Here is a 14,411-nt window from a genome sequence, read left to right on the forward strand (position 1 = left end):
GCGAACCCTAGGGTAGGCGCACGCCGCCCAAGGGGCCGTAGAGCCAGGTCAGCCATGTTCCGGCCGCCAGGAATACCCCGAACGGCAGGCGTTGGTCGGCCTTGACCTGCCGCCCGGCGAGCAGGCTGGACGCCACCAGGCTCAGACCGGCGAGGGAGGCCCATAACAGCGTCGTTGGCAGGCCGATCCATCCCACCCAGGCCCCGGCGCCGGCCAGCATATAGGCGTCGCCGCCCCCAAGACCCTCGCGGCCGCGCAGGCGCCGATAGAGGGTGGCGATGGTCGCCAGGCTGAGAAATCCCGCCCCTGCGCCGATCAGACTGTGCAGCGCCGCCTGCGTCCCTAACGCCGCCGAGACCAACAGCCCCGAGGCGACCAGGGGGAGGGTGACCACCCGAGGCAACCAGAAGTGCTCGGCGTCCAACAGGCAGAGCAGGAGCAGTTGCCAGGCCAGCAGGGCGCCGGCCAGGGCCAGGGGTCCCGGATGAACGACGCCCGCCCAGACCGCCAGCAGGGCGCACCCCACCTCCAGCAGCAGGTAGCGCCGGGCGATCAGGCTGCCACAGGTGCGGCACCGGCCCCGAAGCGCAACGAAACTCAGGATCGGAACCAGATCCAGGACGCCCAGTCGCCGGCCGCAGCCGTCGCAGGCTGAGCGCGCGGCCCCGACCGGCCTGCCCACCGGCAGGCGCAATGAGATGAGGCCGATGAAGCTGCCGGCCATGGCGCCCAGCGTCGCGGCGAGCGCCATCCAGCCCCAGTCAGGCAAGCTCTGGGCGTCGAGGATCATCCCGGCCCGTCGAGAATTCGCCAGATGTCGTCAGGCGCCACCTGGAACAGCAGGCCGATGGCGCGGGGCGAGGCGCCCTCCGCGTGCAGCTTGCGGGCATACTCGATCTGATGCGCCGTGAGCTGCATTCGACGTCCGGCCTCTCCCCGGCGACGGCGCGGGACCGGAGGCAGGGTCTGGCTCGCCTCGTGATCGGCCAGGGCGTCCACCAGGGCCAAGAGGCCCGGCTGGGGCTCGAACCGCATCGGCTCCTCGGCCTCACGGGCCACGATGACGCCGGCGCCCTTGCGAAACACCTCCCGCAACAGATGAATGATGGCGCCGGTGGTTTGCCCGAACACCTCCAGGCCATGGACCGCCAGTTCGTCACGGGGCTTCAGGCGGGCGATCAGCCGCGAAAGGCGACGTCGCGCATCCGGCGTCATGGCCGGTTCCTCGACCACCACGTCACAGGCATGCTGCGCCAGACGCAACCGCTGGACCTCGGCGGACGGCGATTGCGGCCCTTCGACGATGATCCCGTAGCGCATGCGGTGGAGCCGTCTCCCTTGCGCGCCAGCCTTGGAAGGCCCGTGGCGGCTTGAAAAGCCAGCTATCCATCAGCCACGCGACAGTTTCATGAATCTTTGTCTGCCGCGACGTGGCGGTCACGCAGGCATCACATTTTGACCGAAGGCCAAGTCTGCCGGGGCGCTCTCATAGAGCGCCAACAGGCGCCACTTTCCATGACGATTGCGTGTATGTGCGGCGCATAGTCACATAAACTTCACAGCAACCCAAAAAGGCGTATCCTGTGGTCAAGCCGGATTGAACCGGCCTCTTTTAGGGAGAAAGCCATGCGTTCGTTGTTGCTTGGGGCCGTCATCGCCGCCGTAAGCTTGACCGCCGCACATGCTCAAGAGGCGAAGTCGGTCGCCGTCGCGGCCAAGGACGCCGCGGCTCACGCGTCCAGGACCGAGGCCGCGACGCGGAAAGTCTTTGTTTGCGACAACGAAGACCTCACCCGCCGCTCATTTGCTCGCGCCTATGGGGCCGCCGAGTTTGTCACCGCCGACGAAGCCGTGAAATCCGACGCGGCCTGGACTGGCGCCAAGTGCATGCGCAGTTCAGAGCACATGCGCCTGAAGCGCCTGAAACTCGCCTCGCGCTGACCCGGCTGGCCGATGATGCGGGGCCGCCTGGCCTGCATCATCGGCTCAAGCCTGGATTCTGCGACCCCCAAAAACGGCCGAGGTTGGCCGACGGCCGCGATTTGGGTGGCGCGCCCTCAAGAAGCGCCGGCCTCGCCCAGGCAGTGCGGATTGTCCTGCCCGTCCAGTCGAAAGAGACACTCCAGGATCTCACTCAAGTGAACCGGGTGCTCGGCGCCCGGCGACAGTCTCCAGCCCGGGCGGTCCTCGACGGCGCAGGCGTCGGACGCCCAGGAGGCTAGCACGGCGCGCATTTGATCCCGGGTAAGCCCAGGGTCCTTCAGGACGTCGCTCGGGTGAGAAAAGCCGACGGCCGGCCGAAGCATTCTCTCGAGAACGACGCCGAGACCCGTGGCTGGCGCGGCGCGATAGGGGCTTGCGAACATTTCGAACTCCGAAGTTGTTCCTCACTTTCCGAAGGTGGCGCAGGCGCGCCGCGGGAAGATTTGGGCGCAGATTTTCCGCCTTCAAGAGCTCATCGCGCCGGGATCGCCGTCAGGCGGAGGCCTCGGCGTCCTCCTTCGCGCGCTGGCTGCGTTCGACCGCCACCTGGTGAGGGTAGGGGAAGCTCAGGCCGTGAGCCTCGAAGGTCTCCTTGACCTGTTTCACCAGGTCGAACCGCGTATCCATCCAATCGTCCGGCGTCGCCCAACAACGCAGGGACACGCTGACACTGCTGTCGGCGAGAGTGGTCACCTTGGACCAGGGCGCCGGTGACGACAGGACCCGCTCATCCTGCCCGGCGACCTTCAGAAGCAGGTCGAGGGCCAGGTCGAGGTCGTCCTCGTAGTCAATGCCGAACACCAGGTCGATGCGCCGCCGTCCGGCCTGGGAGACATTGACGATCATGTCACCAAACACCTTGGCGTTCGGCAGGTAGACCGTCAGCCCGTCATAGTCGAGCAGCCGGGTGTTGAAGAGGTCCAAGCCTGACACCACCCCCTGGCGGCCGTTGAGTTCGACGCGGTCGCCGACGCGATAAGGCCTCTGCAGCAGGATCATGACGCCGGCGGCGACGTTGCTCAGAGTGCCCTGAAGCGCCAGGCCGATGGCCAGGGACGCCGCGCCGAGCACCGCCAGGACGGAGGTCGTCTGCACGCCCAGCTGCTGCAGCACTGCGATCAGGCCGATGGCGATGATCACGTACTTCACGAGAGCCGAGGCGAAGTGCGCCAGGGTCTTGTCGGCAGGCGTGTGGCGACTGAGCCGCTGCATGCCCCGCTCGGTGACATGGGCGACGCGCTTGGCCGCCCACAGGGTGATCGCCAGGATGAGGATCGCCACGACGATGCGGACGGAGAAGGAGGCCATCACGGCGGCGAGGCCCCGGAGCATCTCGGGATCTCCGGAGACGGCCGCATCAATGGCGCGGGTCAGGGGCGCCGCGGGAGCGGCCTTGGCGGTCTCGAAGGACATCAGGAGTCCTCGACAGGCTCGGCCGGGACTTGCGGCCCCGTCCTATCGTGGCGGTCGGCGACGCCTAGAGGCCGGAGGAGGTCGGGGTCCATGGCCAGGGGATCCTTCACCATTCCGCGCTCGATCGCCGTGTAGGAGGAGACTTCTTCCTGCCCGTCGTCGAGGAGTTCAGGCTCGCCGGGCACTGTGGCGTCCTGGTGCGGCTCGGGGGGCTTTTCAGCGGGCATGGTGAGTCCCTGTTGCGTTGGAAGCACCGGACGGGACGCGAAGCTGCCGTCCGAAATGCTCTAGGCGGCGACGGCGCCGACCCGCGTGCAGGCCTGGCAGATGTCATGAACGATTGCGGCCGCCGCCATGGCGCGCGTGCCCGCGGCTCCAGAGGCGCGGGTCCGGCCGTCTGGGGTAAAGGTCGCCCAGACCCAGCGACCGTCCGAGAACGAGAGACAGAAGCCGGCGGCGGTGGAGAGACTGAGCATGTTCCTGCGGCCGTCGGCCGCCCTGTCTGGTGGACGGAGGTAACGGGGTGGCGGACGGGCGGTTCCCACGCTTCCGCCCCCGCTACCGGCGCCTGAAGCCGCACCAGGCGGCTCCAGCCCGTCGCCTACTTCTTGAAGGTGGCCCCGATGACGCCGGCGTCCGGCCCGTCGGGGCCGGCCGAGCGTTGCTCTTTCTCGGCCGTCCGCTTGGCGCCCTTGTCGGAAACCAGCCCCTTGCGGTCGCCCAGGGGCTGGGCGGCGTTGGCCTCGCGGCCCGGTGTCTGCGGCTTGCTCATCTGCGTTCTCCTGAGGGTTCGCAGATGAAAGTTCCGGGCCCTTCCCGCAGTTCCGAGAACAGGCGTCGGAAGGGCGTGGCTATTCGGCCAGGAAGGTCTCCACCTCGGCCATGAAGGCCTCGAGCCTGTCGTGGTGGACCCAGTGGCCGGCGCCTTCGAAATTCACCAGCCTCGCGTTCTTGAAGTGCCGGATGCGGCCGTCGATGACGGGATCGGACGCCCAGGACTCCGCGCCGCGCACCAGCAGAACGGGGGCGGTGATCTGGCCCCACAGACGGTGCGGGTCCCCATGGCTAAGGCCGCCGACCCCGCCGCCCGCATGGTTGTCGAATTTCCAGGTGTAGGTCCCGTCCTCGTTCTGGTTGACGCCGTAGATGGTCAGGTGGCGGGCCTGTTCGGCCGAGAGGTGGGGGTTCTGCTCGGCCATGCGGGCGACCGCCTCGTCCAGGCTGGCGTATCGGCGCGGCGTGCGGCCGGAGTTTTTGCGCCGATCGTCGATCCAGGCCCGAAGCCGTTCCTCCACCGCGCGCTTGGCCTGCTCAGCCATCACGGTCGGGGAGGGGCCCAGGCCCTCGATGGCCACGATCTTCTTCACGCTGTCGGGGAAGGCCCCGCAGTAGTTCAGCGCGATCCCGGCCCCCAGCGAATGGGAGATGATGGTCGCCGGCGCCATGCTCTTCTGATGGATGATCTGGGCCAGGTCGTAGAGATAGGCCGCGTTGTCATAGCCGCCGCCCACCGCCCAGGCGCTGTCGCCATGCCCCCGCAGATCGGGTGCGATGACGTGGTAGCGGTCGCGTAGCCGCGCGGCGACCCAGTCCCAGTTGCGGCAGTGGTCACGGCCGCCGTGGACCAGGACCAGCGGCGGGGCCGTCTCATTGCCCCAGTCGACATAGTGCAGGCGCAGCCGTTGCGAGAAATAGAAGTGGGATGTCGGGCCTTCCATGGCGGTCTCCGTGCGCAGGACGGCGAGCCTTAGCACGACGGAGCGCGCCGTCAGCGAAGGAGATCACCAGGTGGATGTCCAGCGGCTCCGTGGGCGCGCCGAGGGGTGAAGGGATGGTGCGGTACGTATCGCCGCGCGCGCGGGAGCGAGACGGAAAGCCGCGTCGGACCAGGTCCTCAATGTCCTCACCCTGACAAATCTCAACGGCGACCGAAGACTGTCACATGGTCGTCACCGCCACGACACGGCTTGGAGGCAACGCTGCGACCGTCGCTCCGGGCCGCCGGAGCCGGGAGTGCGCAATGGCTCGAACAGCATGGTTTTCCGCCGCGGTGGCCCTTGGCCTCGGCGTCATCCTGGCGGGGTGTGGTGAGAAGACGCCAGTGGCCGACACCGGCGACTGGCGCAGCGGGATCAAGGAAATCCGCATGGCCGTCAGCGGAAGCAATGACGACCCCAGGCTCGTCAAGCGGCGCAGCGCCTATCGTGAGCGGCTGAGCGAGGCGATCGGCCTGCCGGTGAAGCTGTACGAGAGCTCCGACTACAACGGCGTGATTCAGGCCGTCTCCTCCGGCCAGGTCGATCTGGCTCAAATGGCCGGCGGCGGCTACGCCAACGTGGACGCCCAGATTGGTCCGCTCGCAGCCCCGATCCTGACGACTCGCCAGGCGGAGGGCGGCACTGGCTACTACTCGACCATCGTCGTTCGCGCCGACAGTCCGATCCGCTCCCTCGCGGACATGAAGGGCCGGTCCCTGGGCTATGTGGATTTCAACTCCACCTCCGGCTACCTCGTGCCCCGCGCCAGGCTGCGCGAGGAGGGCATCGACCCGGACACCTATTTCGGCAAGACCTCCTTCGCCGGCGGCCATACCCAGGCCGTGATGGCCCTGGCCAACGGTCAGTTCGACGGGGCGATCCTGCAGGCCAGCGGCGGCGACCCGGTCAATGGCTTCAGCCGCGGCGCTCTGCACACCATGGCCCGCCGCAAGCTGGTGGATCTCAAGGACTTCCGCATCATCTGGACCGCCGGGCCCATTCCCAGCGAGGCCTTCGTGGTGCGCACCGACCGGCCGCAGCCGATGATCGACATCGTTCGCGGCGCCATGGGCGCGCTGCCCTATGACGAGCCGGACCTCTGGCTGGACGTCGGGCAACTGGACGGCTCGGCCTATACCTCGGTCACCCGTGACCACTACAAGGACATCATCGCCCTGCGCGCCGCCGATATCGCGCAGCGACGCGGGCAGGGGGGGCGGCCATGAGGAAGATCCTGCTGGCGGTCTCCGCCATCGTCCTCATTGCGGCGGCGGCCCAGACACCCGACGCCAGCCTGCGCATCGCCGCCGTGTCCGCCAAGCCTGGCCCCTGCGCGTCCCTCGACGCCACGGCGGCTCCTGGCGAGAAGGCCTATTTCGATCATCTCGCCAAGCGTCTCGACGTGAAGGTGTTGAAGTGTCCGGTGGCCGATCCGGCGGCCGCGGCCGCGGCGCTGGCGGCCGGGAGCCTCGACATGGCGGTGCTGGATCCGGCGAGCTTCGCGCCGGTGGCGGGCGCGACCCGCGCCATCCTCACCATCCGCCCCGAGGGCGGCCTGAACCGCATTCCTGTGGTGGTGGCGGCGCCGGCCGCTGGCCCGGCCAAACGGCTGGAGGATCTGCGGGGCAAGACTCTGGCCTTCGGCGGATCGACGCCGGCCGCTCGAGCCCTGCCCAGCAAGGTCCTCGCCGACCGAGGACTTGGCGCTGATGTCTTCAAGGCCGAGCTGGTGGCGGCCGACGCGGCCGATGCGTTGGGCAAGCTGCGATCCGGGGAGGCTGACGCCATCGTCCTGCACGCGGCGGCCTGGCAGCGGCTCTGCATGCCAGACGATCCCAAGGCCAAGCCGCTTTGCAGCGACCTCAAGGTTCTGCTGAAGGCGCGTCCCCAGGCCGCTCAGGCGATCGTCGTGCGTAAGGACATCGCCAACGAGGCCCGGTATCGACTGATCGGCATCCATATGCCGATGCACCTGGAGAACAGGACCGCCTTCAGCTGGGCCTCGTCCTGGGCGCCCAAGGCCGCCGAGTTCGAGCCCGCCGAAGCCCTGGCCCTGGTGGCTGCGCGATGACCGCCGTGGCAGTGTTCGAGGCGCTGCGGCGGCGAACCCTTCGCCGCCAGCGCCTGGAAACCCTGGTCGGCCTGCTGATCTTCTCGGCCGTCCTGCTGCTCTCGTTCCAGCGCAGTCAGTTCTTCTCGTCCGACATCGGGGGCGATCCCCTGGGCCGGATCGGGGACTTCCTTACCCGGATGGTCCCGGACCTGAAGGGCGACGCCCTGTTGGAAGATCGCCGGACGACCGGCTCCCTGGCCTGGTGGTTCTATGACCTGCCGGTCTGGCTGAAGCTGGGCTGGCAGACGGTGGAGATGGCCATCGTGGCCACGGTTCTCGGCGCGATCGGCGGCCTGCTGGCCTCCTTCCTCTGCGCGCGCAACCTGATGCCCATCGCCGCGGTGCGCTTCACCGTTCGGCGGACCTTGGAGGCGATTCGGACCTTGCCTGACCTGGTCCTGGCGCTGCTGCTCGTCGCCGCCTTCGGGGTCGGCCCGCTGGCCGGGGTCATCACCCTGGCCATCTCGACCATGGGGGGGCTGGGCAAGCTGTTCGCCGAGATCAACGAGGAGGTCGACGCGCGACAGCTCGAAGCCATGGAGGCGTCGGGCACCGGCCTTATCCGCAAGATCCGCTACGGGGTTATCCCCCAGGTCCTGCCCAACTACGCCTCCTACGCCCTGATCCGGCTGGAGGGGAATCTGGCCGGGGCGGCGGCCCTGGGCATCGTGGGCGCCGGCGGCATCGGCATCGAGCTGCAGCGCGCCATCACCTACACCGAGTTCGACACCTACCTGGCGATCCTGCTGCTGATCGTCGGCATGATCTTCCTGATCGACATGGCGTCCGAAGCCATTCGCCACCGCCTGATCGGCCTGGGGGAAGCGCGATGACCCGCGAGAACCACGCCCGCGCCCTGCTGCTCGCGCCCGAAGCCATGGGCGCCGGCGGGACCGCGCGTCTGCGACGCATGGGACTGGTCGTGTTGGCCGTCGCTGCGTTCGTGGCCATGTGCGTCGACCTGAAGCTGGCCCCCGAGGCCATGCTGGCCGGAATGGACAAGTTCGGCCAGCTTGCCGCCGGCGCCTTCCCCCCCAGCGACGGCGGCGATCTGCCCCGCATTCTCAAGGCCCTGGCCGAGACCTTCGCCATGGCCTTCGCGGGCACGGTGCTGGCCGCGGTGGCGGCCCTGCCCCTGGGAATCCTGGGGGCGAAGACAGTGGTGGGCCAGCCTGTGCTGCACTTCGCCTTTCGCCGGGTGCTGGACTGGTTCCGGGGCGTCCCGGCCCTGGTCTGGGCCCTGATCCTGGTCTCGGCCTTTGGACTGGGTCCCTTCGGCGGGGTGATCGCCCTGGCGCTCGCCGATGTGCCGAGCCTGGCCAAGCTGTTCTCCGAGGCGATCGAGAATGGCGACGAGAGGCCGCTGGACGGCGTTCGCGCCGCAGGGGCCTCGCCCCTGATGGTGCTGCGCTACGGCCTCGCCCCGCAGGTGACGCCGATCATGGCCAGCCAGGTGCTGTTCTTCCTGGAGAGCAACTTCCGCAACGCCGCGGTGCTGGGCATCGTCGGGGCCGGCGGGATCGGGTTCGAGCTGGAGGAGCGCATCCGCATCTTCGCCTTCGACCAGGTGTTCTTCATCATCGGCCTCTACATGATCTGTGTCGCGGCCCTGGACACCGTCTCCCAGCAGCTCAGGAAGCGGCTGGCCTAAAGGCCGGAAACACGCCGCTCAGCGGGGCCGAGGCGTCGAGGCCGACGGCCACGGTCCCCCAGGCGCAGGCGTGGGCGAGCGCGGCCTGCATGTCCGCGCCGGCCGTCAGCGCCTCCAGCAGACCGGCGGCGAAGCAGTCCCCGGCGCCGGTTGCGTCCACCACCGTGGCCGGCCGGGGCGTGGCCCGCAGGATGCGCCGGCCGTCATGGGCCGTGACGCCGTGACCGCCCCGGGTGAGCACCATCCAACTCAGCCGCTCGCCCACCTGGGCCCGCCCGGCGCCGAAGGGATCGGCAAGGGTCGCCGCATCACAGTCGTCCATCGAGGCCACCAGGACATCGCAGGGGCCTGTGAACCCACCCGCCGGCCAGTGGGCCACCACCGGCCCCTTGCAGGCCGCCGCCCAGGCGTCGGCGCCAGGGTAGGGCGCTCGGACGTAGAGGCCATCGAACGCCGCGTCCGGCTCGGGCGGGGGCAGGGCCGGCGGCTTGACCGGCTCGATATCCAGGCCCAGGACCAGACGCTCCCCCCCGGGTTCGATCAAGATCAGGGTGGTGCGGCTGGCGCCGTCCCTGCGAATGACGAGGCGGATATCCAGACCCGCGGCCCGGACCAGGGCCAAGCAGGCGTCGCCATCGGCGTCGGCCGCCAGGGCCCCGGCGACCGCGACCTGGTGACCTGCGCGCGCCAGGGCGACCCCGGCGTTCGCCCCGCCGCCCCCCAGCCGTCCGGCCAGGGCGCCGTCCAGGCTCTTGCCCAGCAGACGGCCGCCGGACTCCAGGGGCCCGCTCAGCCGCACCGGCCGGTCCAGCGCCAGGGCGCCGATCACCAGGAAATCGGCCATCAGACCCTCCGCGATCCTGACACCCTAACGTGAACCGGTGACGCGGAGGCGACGCCGACAAATCGGCCCTTGGTCCAGCGCCCCATCGCCCAGCCGTCACGTGCGGGTCACGGCGCGCCGCTAGCGTCTGCTCATAGGTCTGTACTTGGAGGTCCGATGCTCGAACTGCATGGCGTCAGCAAGCGCTTCGGCGATACCCTGGCGGTGAACAGCGTATCGTTCTCCTGCAAGCGCGGTGAGCTGGTGGGGATCATCGGCCGGTCGGGAGCGGGCAAGTCGACCCTGCTGCGCCTGCTCAATCGTTTGAGCGACCCGAGCGAGGGCAAGATCACCTGGGACGGCCATGACGTCAGTCACTTGAAGGGTGCGCCCCTGCGCAAGTGGCGCCGCCGCTGCGCCATGATCTTCCAGCAATTCAACCTCAGTCCCCGCCTGGACGTCATCACCAATGTCCTGGTGGGCGTTGTGGGCGAACGCCCCCTGTTCAGTTCACTGATCAAGTTCTTCCCCGCCGCCGACCGGGCTCGCGCCATCCTGGAGCTAGACGCCCTGGACATGGCCGGCGCGGCCCTGCAGCGGGCCGGCACCCTGTCGGGCGGACAGCAGCAGCGGGTCGCCATCGCGCGCGCCATGCTGCAGGACCCCGACCTGGTCCTGGCCGACGAGCCGGTGGCGTCCCTCGATCCCGTCAACGCCGAGGTGGTGATGGAGGCTCTGCAGAAGATCTGCCGCGAGCGGAACGTGCCGGTGATCGTCAACCTGCACAGCCTGGACATCGCGCGCCGCTACTGCACCCGGGTGATCGCCATGGCCAAGGGCGCCGTGGTGTTCGACGGTCCGCCGAGCGCGCTCACCCCCGCCGTGCTGGACCGCGTCTATGGCGGGCGCGCCAGCGCCCCGGAACCCTTCAGCGTCGTGGCGGCCGCCTGATGAGTCTGCGTCTGGCCGATCGGCCGCTCGAGGACGGCTACCTCTATTTCGACCGCTATGTTCACGAGGAGCCCGCCGAGCCCCGCGATAGCGCGGCGCCGACGGTGCACAAGGACGCCCAGGTGCACGACTCCATCCTGGGGCCCTGGACCCGCGTTGGGGCCCGCACCAGCTTTTCCGAAGTCTCGATGGGCGCCTATAGCTACATCGTCAACGACGCCTCGGCCAACTATGCGGAGATCGGCAAGTTCTGCTCGATCGCCCGGGACGCCCGGCTCAATCCCGGCAACCACCCGACCTGGAAGGCCGCGCTCCACCACTTCACCTACCGCAGCCGCTCGTACGAGCTGGGCCCCGAGGACGATCACGACTTCTTCGAATGGCGGCGGTCGCACACCGTGACCCTGGGTCACGACGTCTGGATCGGCCACGGCGCCACCGTCCTGCCCGGCGTCAGCATTGGCACCGGCTCGGTGGTGGGAGCCGGGGCCGTGGTTTCCAAGGACGTGCCGCCCTTCACCATCGTCGGCGGAGTTCCCTCCAAGCCGATCCGTGAGCGCTTCCCCAAGGCGGTCCAGGATGGTCTGCTGGCGGTTTCCTGGTGGGACTGGAGCCATGAGCGCCTCGCCGACGCCATTGACGACTTCCGCGACCTCGACGCCGACGCCTTCGTCGAAAAGTACGCCTGAGGCCGGCATGCTCGTGCTCGTGGTCGGGCCTTCCGGGGCCGGCAAGGACACTCTGCTGGACGGCGCCCGGGCGGCGCTCGGCGGCGATCCGTCGTTCGTCTTTCCCCGCCGCGACATCACCCGCCCGGCCGAGGCCGGCGGCGAGGACCATGACCCCATCGACGAGGCCCAGTTCGCCGTTCGCGAGGCCGCCGGCGGCTACGCCCTGACCTGGCGGGCTCACGGACTGGCCTATGGAATTCCGGCCGACATCGCCGACGACCTGGCCCTGGACCGCACCGTGGTGGTCAATGTCTCCCGCGCCGTGCTGGACGCGGCCCGAGCCCGCTTCGGCGCCCTGAGGGTGCTGGTGGTGACAGCCGATCCGGAGATCCTGGCCCGGCGGCTGTCGCAGCGGGGCCGTGAGAGCGCCGCCGACATCGCCCAGCGCCTGGCCCGCGCCGAGGCCATACCGGTCGTGGGCGACGATGTGGTGGTGGTTCAGAATGACGGCACGCCACAGGAGGGCGTGGCCCGCTTCCTGGCCGCCCTCAGGCGCTGAAGCTGAACCGCTCCAGGATGCGGAACCGCGCCTCGCGGTCGTCCTGCTTGAAGACCGCCAAGCCGTCGAACAGGTGCGGCCCGGTCTCTTCCAGGAAGTGATCGCGCAGCACGGCCAGCACGCGGGTGCGGACGGCGTCGTCGCGGATGGAGCCGGTGAGCGTCATGTGGAAGCGGAAGTCCTCGAAGACATAGGGATAGCCCCACTCCACCAGGCGGGCGTCCTGTTCCGGCGTCAGCGGAGCCTTGCGGCGGCGCGCCAGGTCGGCGTCCGACAGCCGTGCGCGGAAGGTGTCGAAGTCGCGGACACAGAGGGCGTGCAGGGCCTGCATCTCCGGTGAGGCCTGCTGGAGCTGGAAGGCCAGGAACCGGCCCAGGGCGGCAGGCGCGATCGGGACCTCGAAGGGAGCCAGGCCTGTGGCCCGATAGCTGACCGCCGCCAACAGCTCGGCTTCGCCGCGCCCCGGCGCCAGTTCGAAGGGTGCCTTGAGCGTGGCGTGGAAGCCGTAGCCGCGAGGATCCTGCGTCAGGGCGTCCAGGTCCAGAGCCTCGAGGCCGGGCAGGGGGCGGCGGGCCGGCGCAGCGCCGGTATAGGCGTCAGCGCCCAGCCAGGCCGACGCCTTGTCCCACAGCCGCGTGCCCGGCCGCGGGGCGTAGTAGATTGCGTAGCGCGCGGTCATGCAGTCCGGAGGCCTCGCAGCCAAACCTCGGTGGGGACCGGCCATCCGGCAGAGCGTCGCGTGACCCGGACGATGTCGGCGCGCTGACCCGGCGCGATCTCGCCGCGGTCGTTCAGGCCCAGGCTGCGGGCCGGGTTGGCCGCGACGGCCGCCAAGGCCTTCTGCGGCGTCCAGCCCATGTCGTCGATCAGCATGAAGGCGGAGCGGAGCATGGAGAGGGGCACGTAATCCGAGGCCAGGATGTCGAGAACGTCGTGCTCGGCGCACTCGCGGGCCGACAGATTGCCAGAATGCGAGCCGCCGCGCACGAAGTTCGGCCCGCCCATGCAGATGGCCATGCCAAGGGCCTTGGACTTCAGCGCGGCCTCAAGGGTGACGGGGAACTCGGCGATGACGCAGCCGTCGTCGTGCGCCTCCTGCACATGCTCCAGGGTGGCGTCGTCGTGGGCGCAGATCGGCACCCCGTACTCGCGGGCGAAGGCCACCACGCTGCGCCGGTTGGACTGGGCCACCGAGGGGTCCCGGCCGGCATGGCGCGTGGCCAGCATCTCGTCGATCTCCGCCTCGCTGCGGCCGGCGGCCACCATGCGGGTTTCGAGGGCGGCGACGTTTGAGGTCTGCCGTTGGCCGGGGGTGTGGTCCATCACTGACAGCAGCTTCAGGCGGGGATTGTCGGCGTGGGGCTCCAGCAGGGCCAGCAGCTCGGGATTGGTCACCTCGCAGCGCAGGTGCAGCAGGTGCTCGGCGCGCAGGGCGCCGTCAGCCTGGGCCGCGTCCATCCCGGCGATCATCGGGCCGAGGGCCTCCTTGCGGTCGAGCCCTTCTTTGCGGCCGTGCAGGCTGAGAGAGTCCAGCACGGTGGTTATCCCGGCCGAGGCGCACTGGCCGTCGTGGGCCAGAGCCGCGCCATAGGCGTCCCACAGGGCGCCGGGACGGGGCTGGTAGTGCTTTTCCAGGTTGTCGGTGTGGATATCCACGAGACCGGGAATGAGCCAGTCGCCGCCCCAATCGTGGGCGTCGGCTGACGGGCTTTCGCAAGCTTCGACGGCGAGGATCGACTGGCCCCGCACCACCACCTCGCCACGCACCAGGCCCTGGGGCGTGACGATGTTCTGCGAGAAGATCCTCTGTTCCATGATCAGGCGGCCGCCTTGAACTCAGACACCCCGAACAGACGGGTGGCGACGGCGTCGCGGACGTCGTGGTCGTGGAAGATGCCGATCATCGCCGCACCCCGGGCCAGGGCCTGCTGGATCAGGGTCACCACGATGGCGCGGTTCTCGGCGTCCAGGGAGGCGGTGGGTTCGTCCAGCAGCATGACCGGATAGTTGCGGATAAAGCTGCGGGCGATGTTCACCCGCTGCTGCTCACCGCCCGAGAAGGTGGCGGGCGGCAGCTCCCAGTGGGCGCGGGGGAGACGCAGGGCCGAGAGCAGGGTCTCGGCGCGCTCCTGGGCTTCCTCGGTGGAGACCCCGTTCTCCAGCAGCGGCTCCATGACCAGCTGCAGGGTGGAGATGCGCGGGATCACCCGCAGGAACTGGCTGACATAGCCGAGCGTGCGGCGCCGCACGTCCAGAACCTGGTGCGGCAGGGCCTGGGTGATGTCCACATAGGCGCCGTCGTGGAGGACGCGCACCGAGCCCTGCGTCGGCAGATAGTTGCCGTAGATCGAGCGCATCAGGGTGGACTTGCCGACGCCGGACTCGCCGGCCAGCACCACGCATTCGCCGGGAGACACCTCCAGGCTCAGGCGCTCGAAGACCGGGATGGCGGCGGAGTCGGCGTTGTGGAGGACGAAGGTCTTGGCCAGG

General features: G+C 69.3%; 20 protein-coding genes. 8 read left to right on the forward strand and 12 right to left on the reverse strand.

Going from position 1 to position 14,411, the window contains the following annotated elements:
* Positions 1 to 7: 7 nt before the first annotated feature.
* On the reverse strand, positions 8 to 790 hold the full coding sequence (locus RMO97_RS13845; protein WP_310541633.1) for an A24 family peptidase: 783 nt from the start codon (positions 788 to 790) through the stop codon (positions 8 to 10).
* Positions 787 to 1,320 (reverse strand): recombinase family protein, encoded by a 534-nt coding sequence (locus tag RMO97_RS13850; protein ID WP_310541634.1) that lies wholly within the window; start codon positions 1,318 to 1,320, stop codon positions 787 to 789. The genes RMO97_RS13845 and RMO97_RS13850 overlap by 4 nt, the downstream gene beginning before the upstream one ends.
* 306 nt (positions 1,321 to 1,626) lie before the next feature.
* Here RMO97_RS13850 and RMO97_RS13855 point away from each other — a divergent pair, with 306 nt between their 5' ends.
* Positions 1,627 to 1,941, forward strand: a complete 315-nt coding sequence (locus RMO97_RS13855; protein ID WP_310541635.1) for a hypothetical protein — start codon at positions 1,627 to 1,629, stop codon at positions 1,939 to 1,941.
* A 116-nt stretch (positions 1,942 to 2,057) separates the two neighbouring features.
* On the opposite strand, the gene RMO97_RS13860 is transcribed toward RMO97_RS13855, so the two are convergent.
* From RMO97_RS13860 to RMO97_RS13885, 6 genes are all read right to left on the reverse strand, one after another.
* Positions 2,058 to 2,234, reverse strand: coding sequence for a hypothetical protein (locus RMO97_RS13860; protein WP_310541636.1), 177 nt, complete (start codon positions 2,232 to 2,234; stop codon positions 2,058 to 2,060).
* 241 nt (positions 2,235 to 2,475) lie between these two features.
* Positions 2,476 to 3,396 (reverse strand): mechanosensitive ion channel domain-containing protein, encoded by a 921-nt coding sequence (locus RMO97_RS13865; RefSeq protein ID WP_310541637.1) that lies wholly within the window; start codon positions 3,394 to 3,396, stop codon positions 2,476 to 2,478.
* Positions 3,396 to 3,623, reverse strand: a complete 228-nt coding sequence (locus tag RMO97_RS13870) for a hypothetical protein (RefSeq protein WP_310541638.1) — start codon at positions 3,621 to 3,623, stop codon at positions 3,396 to 3,398. The genes RMO97_RS13865 and RMO97_RS13870 overlap by 1 nt, the downstream gene beginning before the upstream one ends.
* 60 nt (positions 3,624 to 3,683) lie before the next feature.
* On the reverse strand, positions 3,684 to 3,872 hold the full coding sequence (locus tag RMO97_RS13875) for a hypothetical protein (protein ID WP_310541639.1): 189 nt from the start codon (positions 3,870 to 3,872) through the stop codon (positions 3,684 to 3,686).
* A 125-nt stretch (positions 3,873 to 3,997) separates the two neighbouring features.
* Positions 3,998 to 4,168, reverse strand: a complete 171-nt coding sequence (locus tag RMO97_RS13880; RefSeq protein WP_310541640.1) for a hypothetical protein — start codon at positions 4,166 to 4,168, stop codon at positions 3,998 to 4,000.
* A 79-nt stretch (positions 4,169 to 4,247) separates the two neighbouring features.
* Entirely contained in the window at positions 4,248 to 5,114 is an 867-nt protein-coding gene (locus RMO97_RS13885; RefSeq protein ID WP_310541641.1) for an alpha/beta hydrolase, read from the reverse strand.
* Between the two features lie 302 nt (positions 5,115 to 5,416).
* On the opposite strand from RMO97_RS13885, the gene phnD reads away from it, so the two are divergent.
* Genes phnD through phnE (RMO97_RS13905) form a run of 4 tightly spaced genes read left to right on the forward strand, consistent with a single transcriptional unit; the run spans position 5,417 to position 8,917 of the window.
* On the forward strand, positions 5,417 to 6,379 hold the full coding sequence (gene phnD, locus RMO97_RS13890; protein WP_310541642.1) for a phosphate/phosphite/phosphonate ABC transporter substrate-binding protein: 963 nt from the start codon (positions 5,417 to 5,419) through the stop codon (positions 6,377 to 6,379).
* A complete protein-coding gene (locus tag RMO97_RS13895) occupies positions 6,376 to 7,224 on the forward strand; it encodes a PhnD/SsuA/transferrin family substrate-binding protein (protein ID WP_310541643.1) in 849 nt (282 codons plus the stop codon). The genes phnD and RMO97_RS13895 overlap by 4 nt, the downstream gene beginning before the upstream one ends.
* A complete protein-coding gene (gene phnE, locus RMO97_RS13900) occupies positions 7,221 to 8,099 on the forward strand; it encodes a phosphonate ABC transporter, permease protein PhnE (RefSeq protein WP_310541644.1) in 879 nt (292 codons plus the stop codon). The genes RMO97_RS13895 and phnE (RMO97_RS13900) overlap by 4 nt, the downstream gene beginning before the upstream one ends.
* Positions 8,096 to 8,917: a phosphonate ABC transporter, permease protein PhnE gene (gene phnE / locus RMO97_RS13905; RefSeq protein ID WP_310541645.1), complete on the forward strand. Its 822-nt coding sequence runs from the start codon at positions 8,096 to 8,098 to the stop codon at positions 8,915 to 8,917. The genes phnE (RMO97_RS13900) and phnE (RMO97_RS13905) overlap by 4 nt, the downstream gene beginning before the upstream one ends.
* Here the strand turns inward: phnE (RMO97_RS13905) and RMO97_RS13910 are convergent.
* Complete coding sequence (locus RMO97_RS13910; RefSeq protein WP_310541646.1) at positions 8,898 to 9,761, reverse strand: PfkB family carbohydrate kinase; 864 nt, start codon at positions 9,759 to 9,761, stop codon at positions 8,898 to 8,900. The genes phnE (RMO97_RS13905) and RMO97_RS13910 overlap by 20 nt on opposite strands.
* Before the next feature lie 156 nt (positions 9,762 to 9,917).
* Here RMO97_RS13910 and phnC point away from each other — a divergent pair, with 156 nt between their 5' ends.
* The 3 genes from phnC to phnN are packed head-to-tail and all read left to right on the forward strand — an operon-like array spanning position 9,918 to position 11,921.
* Positions 9,918 to 10,691: a phosphonate ABC transporter ATP-binding protein gene (gene phnC / locus RMO97_RS13915; RefSeq protein ID WP_310541647.1), complete on the forward strand. Its 774-nt coding sequence runs from the start codon at positions 9,918 to 9,920 to the stop codon at positions 10,689 to 10,691.
* Positions 10,691 to 11,380, forward strand: coding sequence for a DapH/DapD/GlmU-related protein (locus RMO97_RS13920; protein WP_310541648.1), 690 nt, complete (start codon positions 10,691 to 10,693; stop codon positions 11,378 to 11,380). Before phnC ends, RMO97_RS13920 begins: the two co-directional genes overlap by 1 nt.
* Positions 11,381 to 11,387: 7 nt before the next feature.
* On the forward strand, positions 11,388 to 11,921 hold the full coding sequence (phnN, locus tag RMO97_RS13925; RefSeq protein WP_310541649.1) for a phosphonate metabolism protein/1,5-bisphosphokinase (PRPP-forming) PhnN: 534 nt from the start codon (positions 11,388 to 11,390) through the stop codon (positions 11,919 to 11,921).
* Here phnN and RMO97_RS13930 read toward each other — a convergent pair.
* From RMO97_RS13930 to phnL, 3 genes are all read right to left on the reverse strand, one after another.
* Positions 11,911 to 12,600, reverse strand: coding sequence for a DUF1045 domain-containing protein (locus RMO97_RS13930; protein WP_310541650.1), 690 nt, complete (start codon positions 12,598 to 12,600; stop codon positions 11,911 to 11,913). The genes phnN and RMO97_RS13930 overlap by 11 nt on opposite strands.
* Positions 12,597 to 13,736 carry an alpha-D-ribose 1-methylphosphonate 5-triphosphate diphosphatase gene (locus RMO97_RS13935; protein ID WP_310541651.1) on the reverse strand — a complete coding sequence of 380 codons (1,140 nt, stop codon included), beginning with the start codon at positions 13,734 to 13,736 and terminating at the stop codon, positions 12,597 to 12,599. Before RMO97_RS13935 ends, RMO97_RS13930 begins: the two co-directional genes overlap by 4 nt.
* A gap of 2 nt (positions 13,737 to 13,738) precedes the next feature.
* Positions 13,739 to 14,411 (reverse strand): phosphonate C-P lyase system protein PhnL (gene phnL, locus RMO97_RS13940; protein ID WP_310541652.1); only part of this gene is annotated, 673 nt, incomplete at its 5' end.

This window comes from Phenylobacterium sp. (assembly GCF_031425575.1).
Classification (GTDB): domain Bacteria; phylum Pseudomonadota; class Alphaproteobacteria; order Caulobacterales; family Caulobacteraceae; genus Phenylobacterium.

Bases quoted from the DNA above. Each gene is read 5' to 3' on its own strand.
- RMO97_RS13895 (WP_310541643.1), top strand. From the start codon at position 6,376: ATGAGGAAGATCCTGCTGGCGGTCTCCGCCATCGTCCTCATTGCGGCG.
- RMO97_RS13845 (WP_310541633.1), bottom strand. From the start codon at position 790: ATGATCCTCGACGCCCAGAGCTTGCCTGACTGGGGCTGGATGGCGCTC.
- RMO97_RS13930 (WP_310541650.1), bottom strand. From the start codon at position 12,600: ATGACCGCGCGCTACGCAATCTACTACGCCCCGCGGCCGGGCACGCGG.
- phnC (WP_310541647.1), top strand. From the start codon at position 9,918: ATGCTCGAACTGCATGGCGTCAGCAAGCGCTTCGGCGATACCCTGGCG.
- RMO97_RS13875 (WP_310541639.1), bottom strand. From the start codon at position 3,872: ATGCTCAGTCTCTCCACCGCCGCCGGCTTCTGTCTCTCGTTCTCGGAC.
- RMO97_RS13860 (WP_310541636.1), bottom strand. From the start codon at position 2,234: ATGCGCGCCGTGCTAGCCTCCTGGGCGTCCGACGCCTGCGCCGTCGAG.
- phnE (WP_310541645.1), top strand. From the start codon at position 8,096: ATGACCCGCGAGAACCACGCCCGCGCCCTGCTGCTCGCGCCCGAAGCC.
- RMO97_RS13920 (WP_310541648.1), top strand. From the start codon at position 10,691: ATGAGTCTGCGTCTGGCCGATCGGCCGCTCGAGGACGGCTACCTCTAT.
- RMO97_RS13910 (WP_310541646.1), bottom strand. From the start codon at position 9,761: ATGGCCGATTTCCTGGTGATCGGCGCCCTGGCGCTGGACCGGCCGGTG.
- RMO97_RS13850 (WP_310541634.1), bottom strand. From the start codon at position 1,320: ATGCGCTACGGGATCATCGTCGAAGGGCCGCAATCGCCGTCCGCCGAG.
- phnD (WP_310541642.1), top strand. From the start codon at position 5,417: ATGGCTCGAACAGCATGGTTTTCCGCCGCGGTGGCCCTTGGCCTCGGC.
- RMO97_RS13865 (WP_310541637.1), bottom strand. From the start codon at position 3,396: ATGTCCTTCGAGACCGCCAAGGCCGCTCCCGCGGCGCCCCTGACCCGC.
- RMO97_RS13885 (WP_310541641.1), bottom strand. From the start codon at position 5,114: ATGGAAGGCCCGACATCCCACTTCTATTTCTCGCAACGGCTGCGCCTG.
- RMO97_RS13880 (WP_310541640.1), bottom strand. From the start codon at position 4,168: ATGAGCAAGCCGCAGACACCGGGCCGCGAGGCCAACGCCGCCCAGCCC.
- phnN (WP_310541649.1), top strand. From the start codon at position 11,388: ATGCTCGTGCTCGTGGTCGGGCCTTCCGGGGCCGGCAAGGACACTCTG.
- RMO97_RS13855 (WP_310541635.1), top strand. From the start codon at position 1,627: ATGCGTTCGTTGTTGCTTGGGGCCGTCATCGCCGCCGTAAGCTTGACC.
- phnE (WP_310541644.1), top strand. From the start codon at position 7,221: ATGACCGCCGTGGCAGTGTTCGAGGCGCTGCGGCGGCGAACCCTTCGC.
- RMO97_RS13935 (WP_310541651.1), bottom strand. From the start codon at position 13,736: ATGGAACAGAGGATCTTCTCGCAGAACATCGTCACGCCCCAGGGCCTG.
- RMO97_RS13870 (WP_310541638.1), bottom strand. From the start codon at position 3,623: ATGCCCGCTGAAAAGCCCCCCGAGCCGCACCAGGACGCCACAGTGCCC.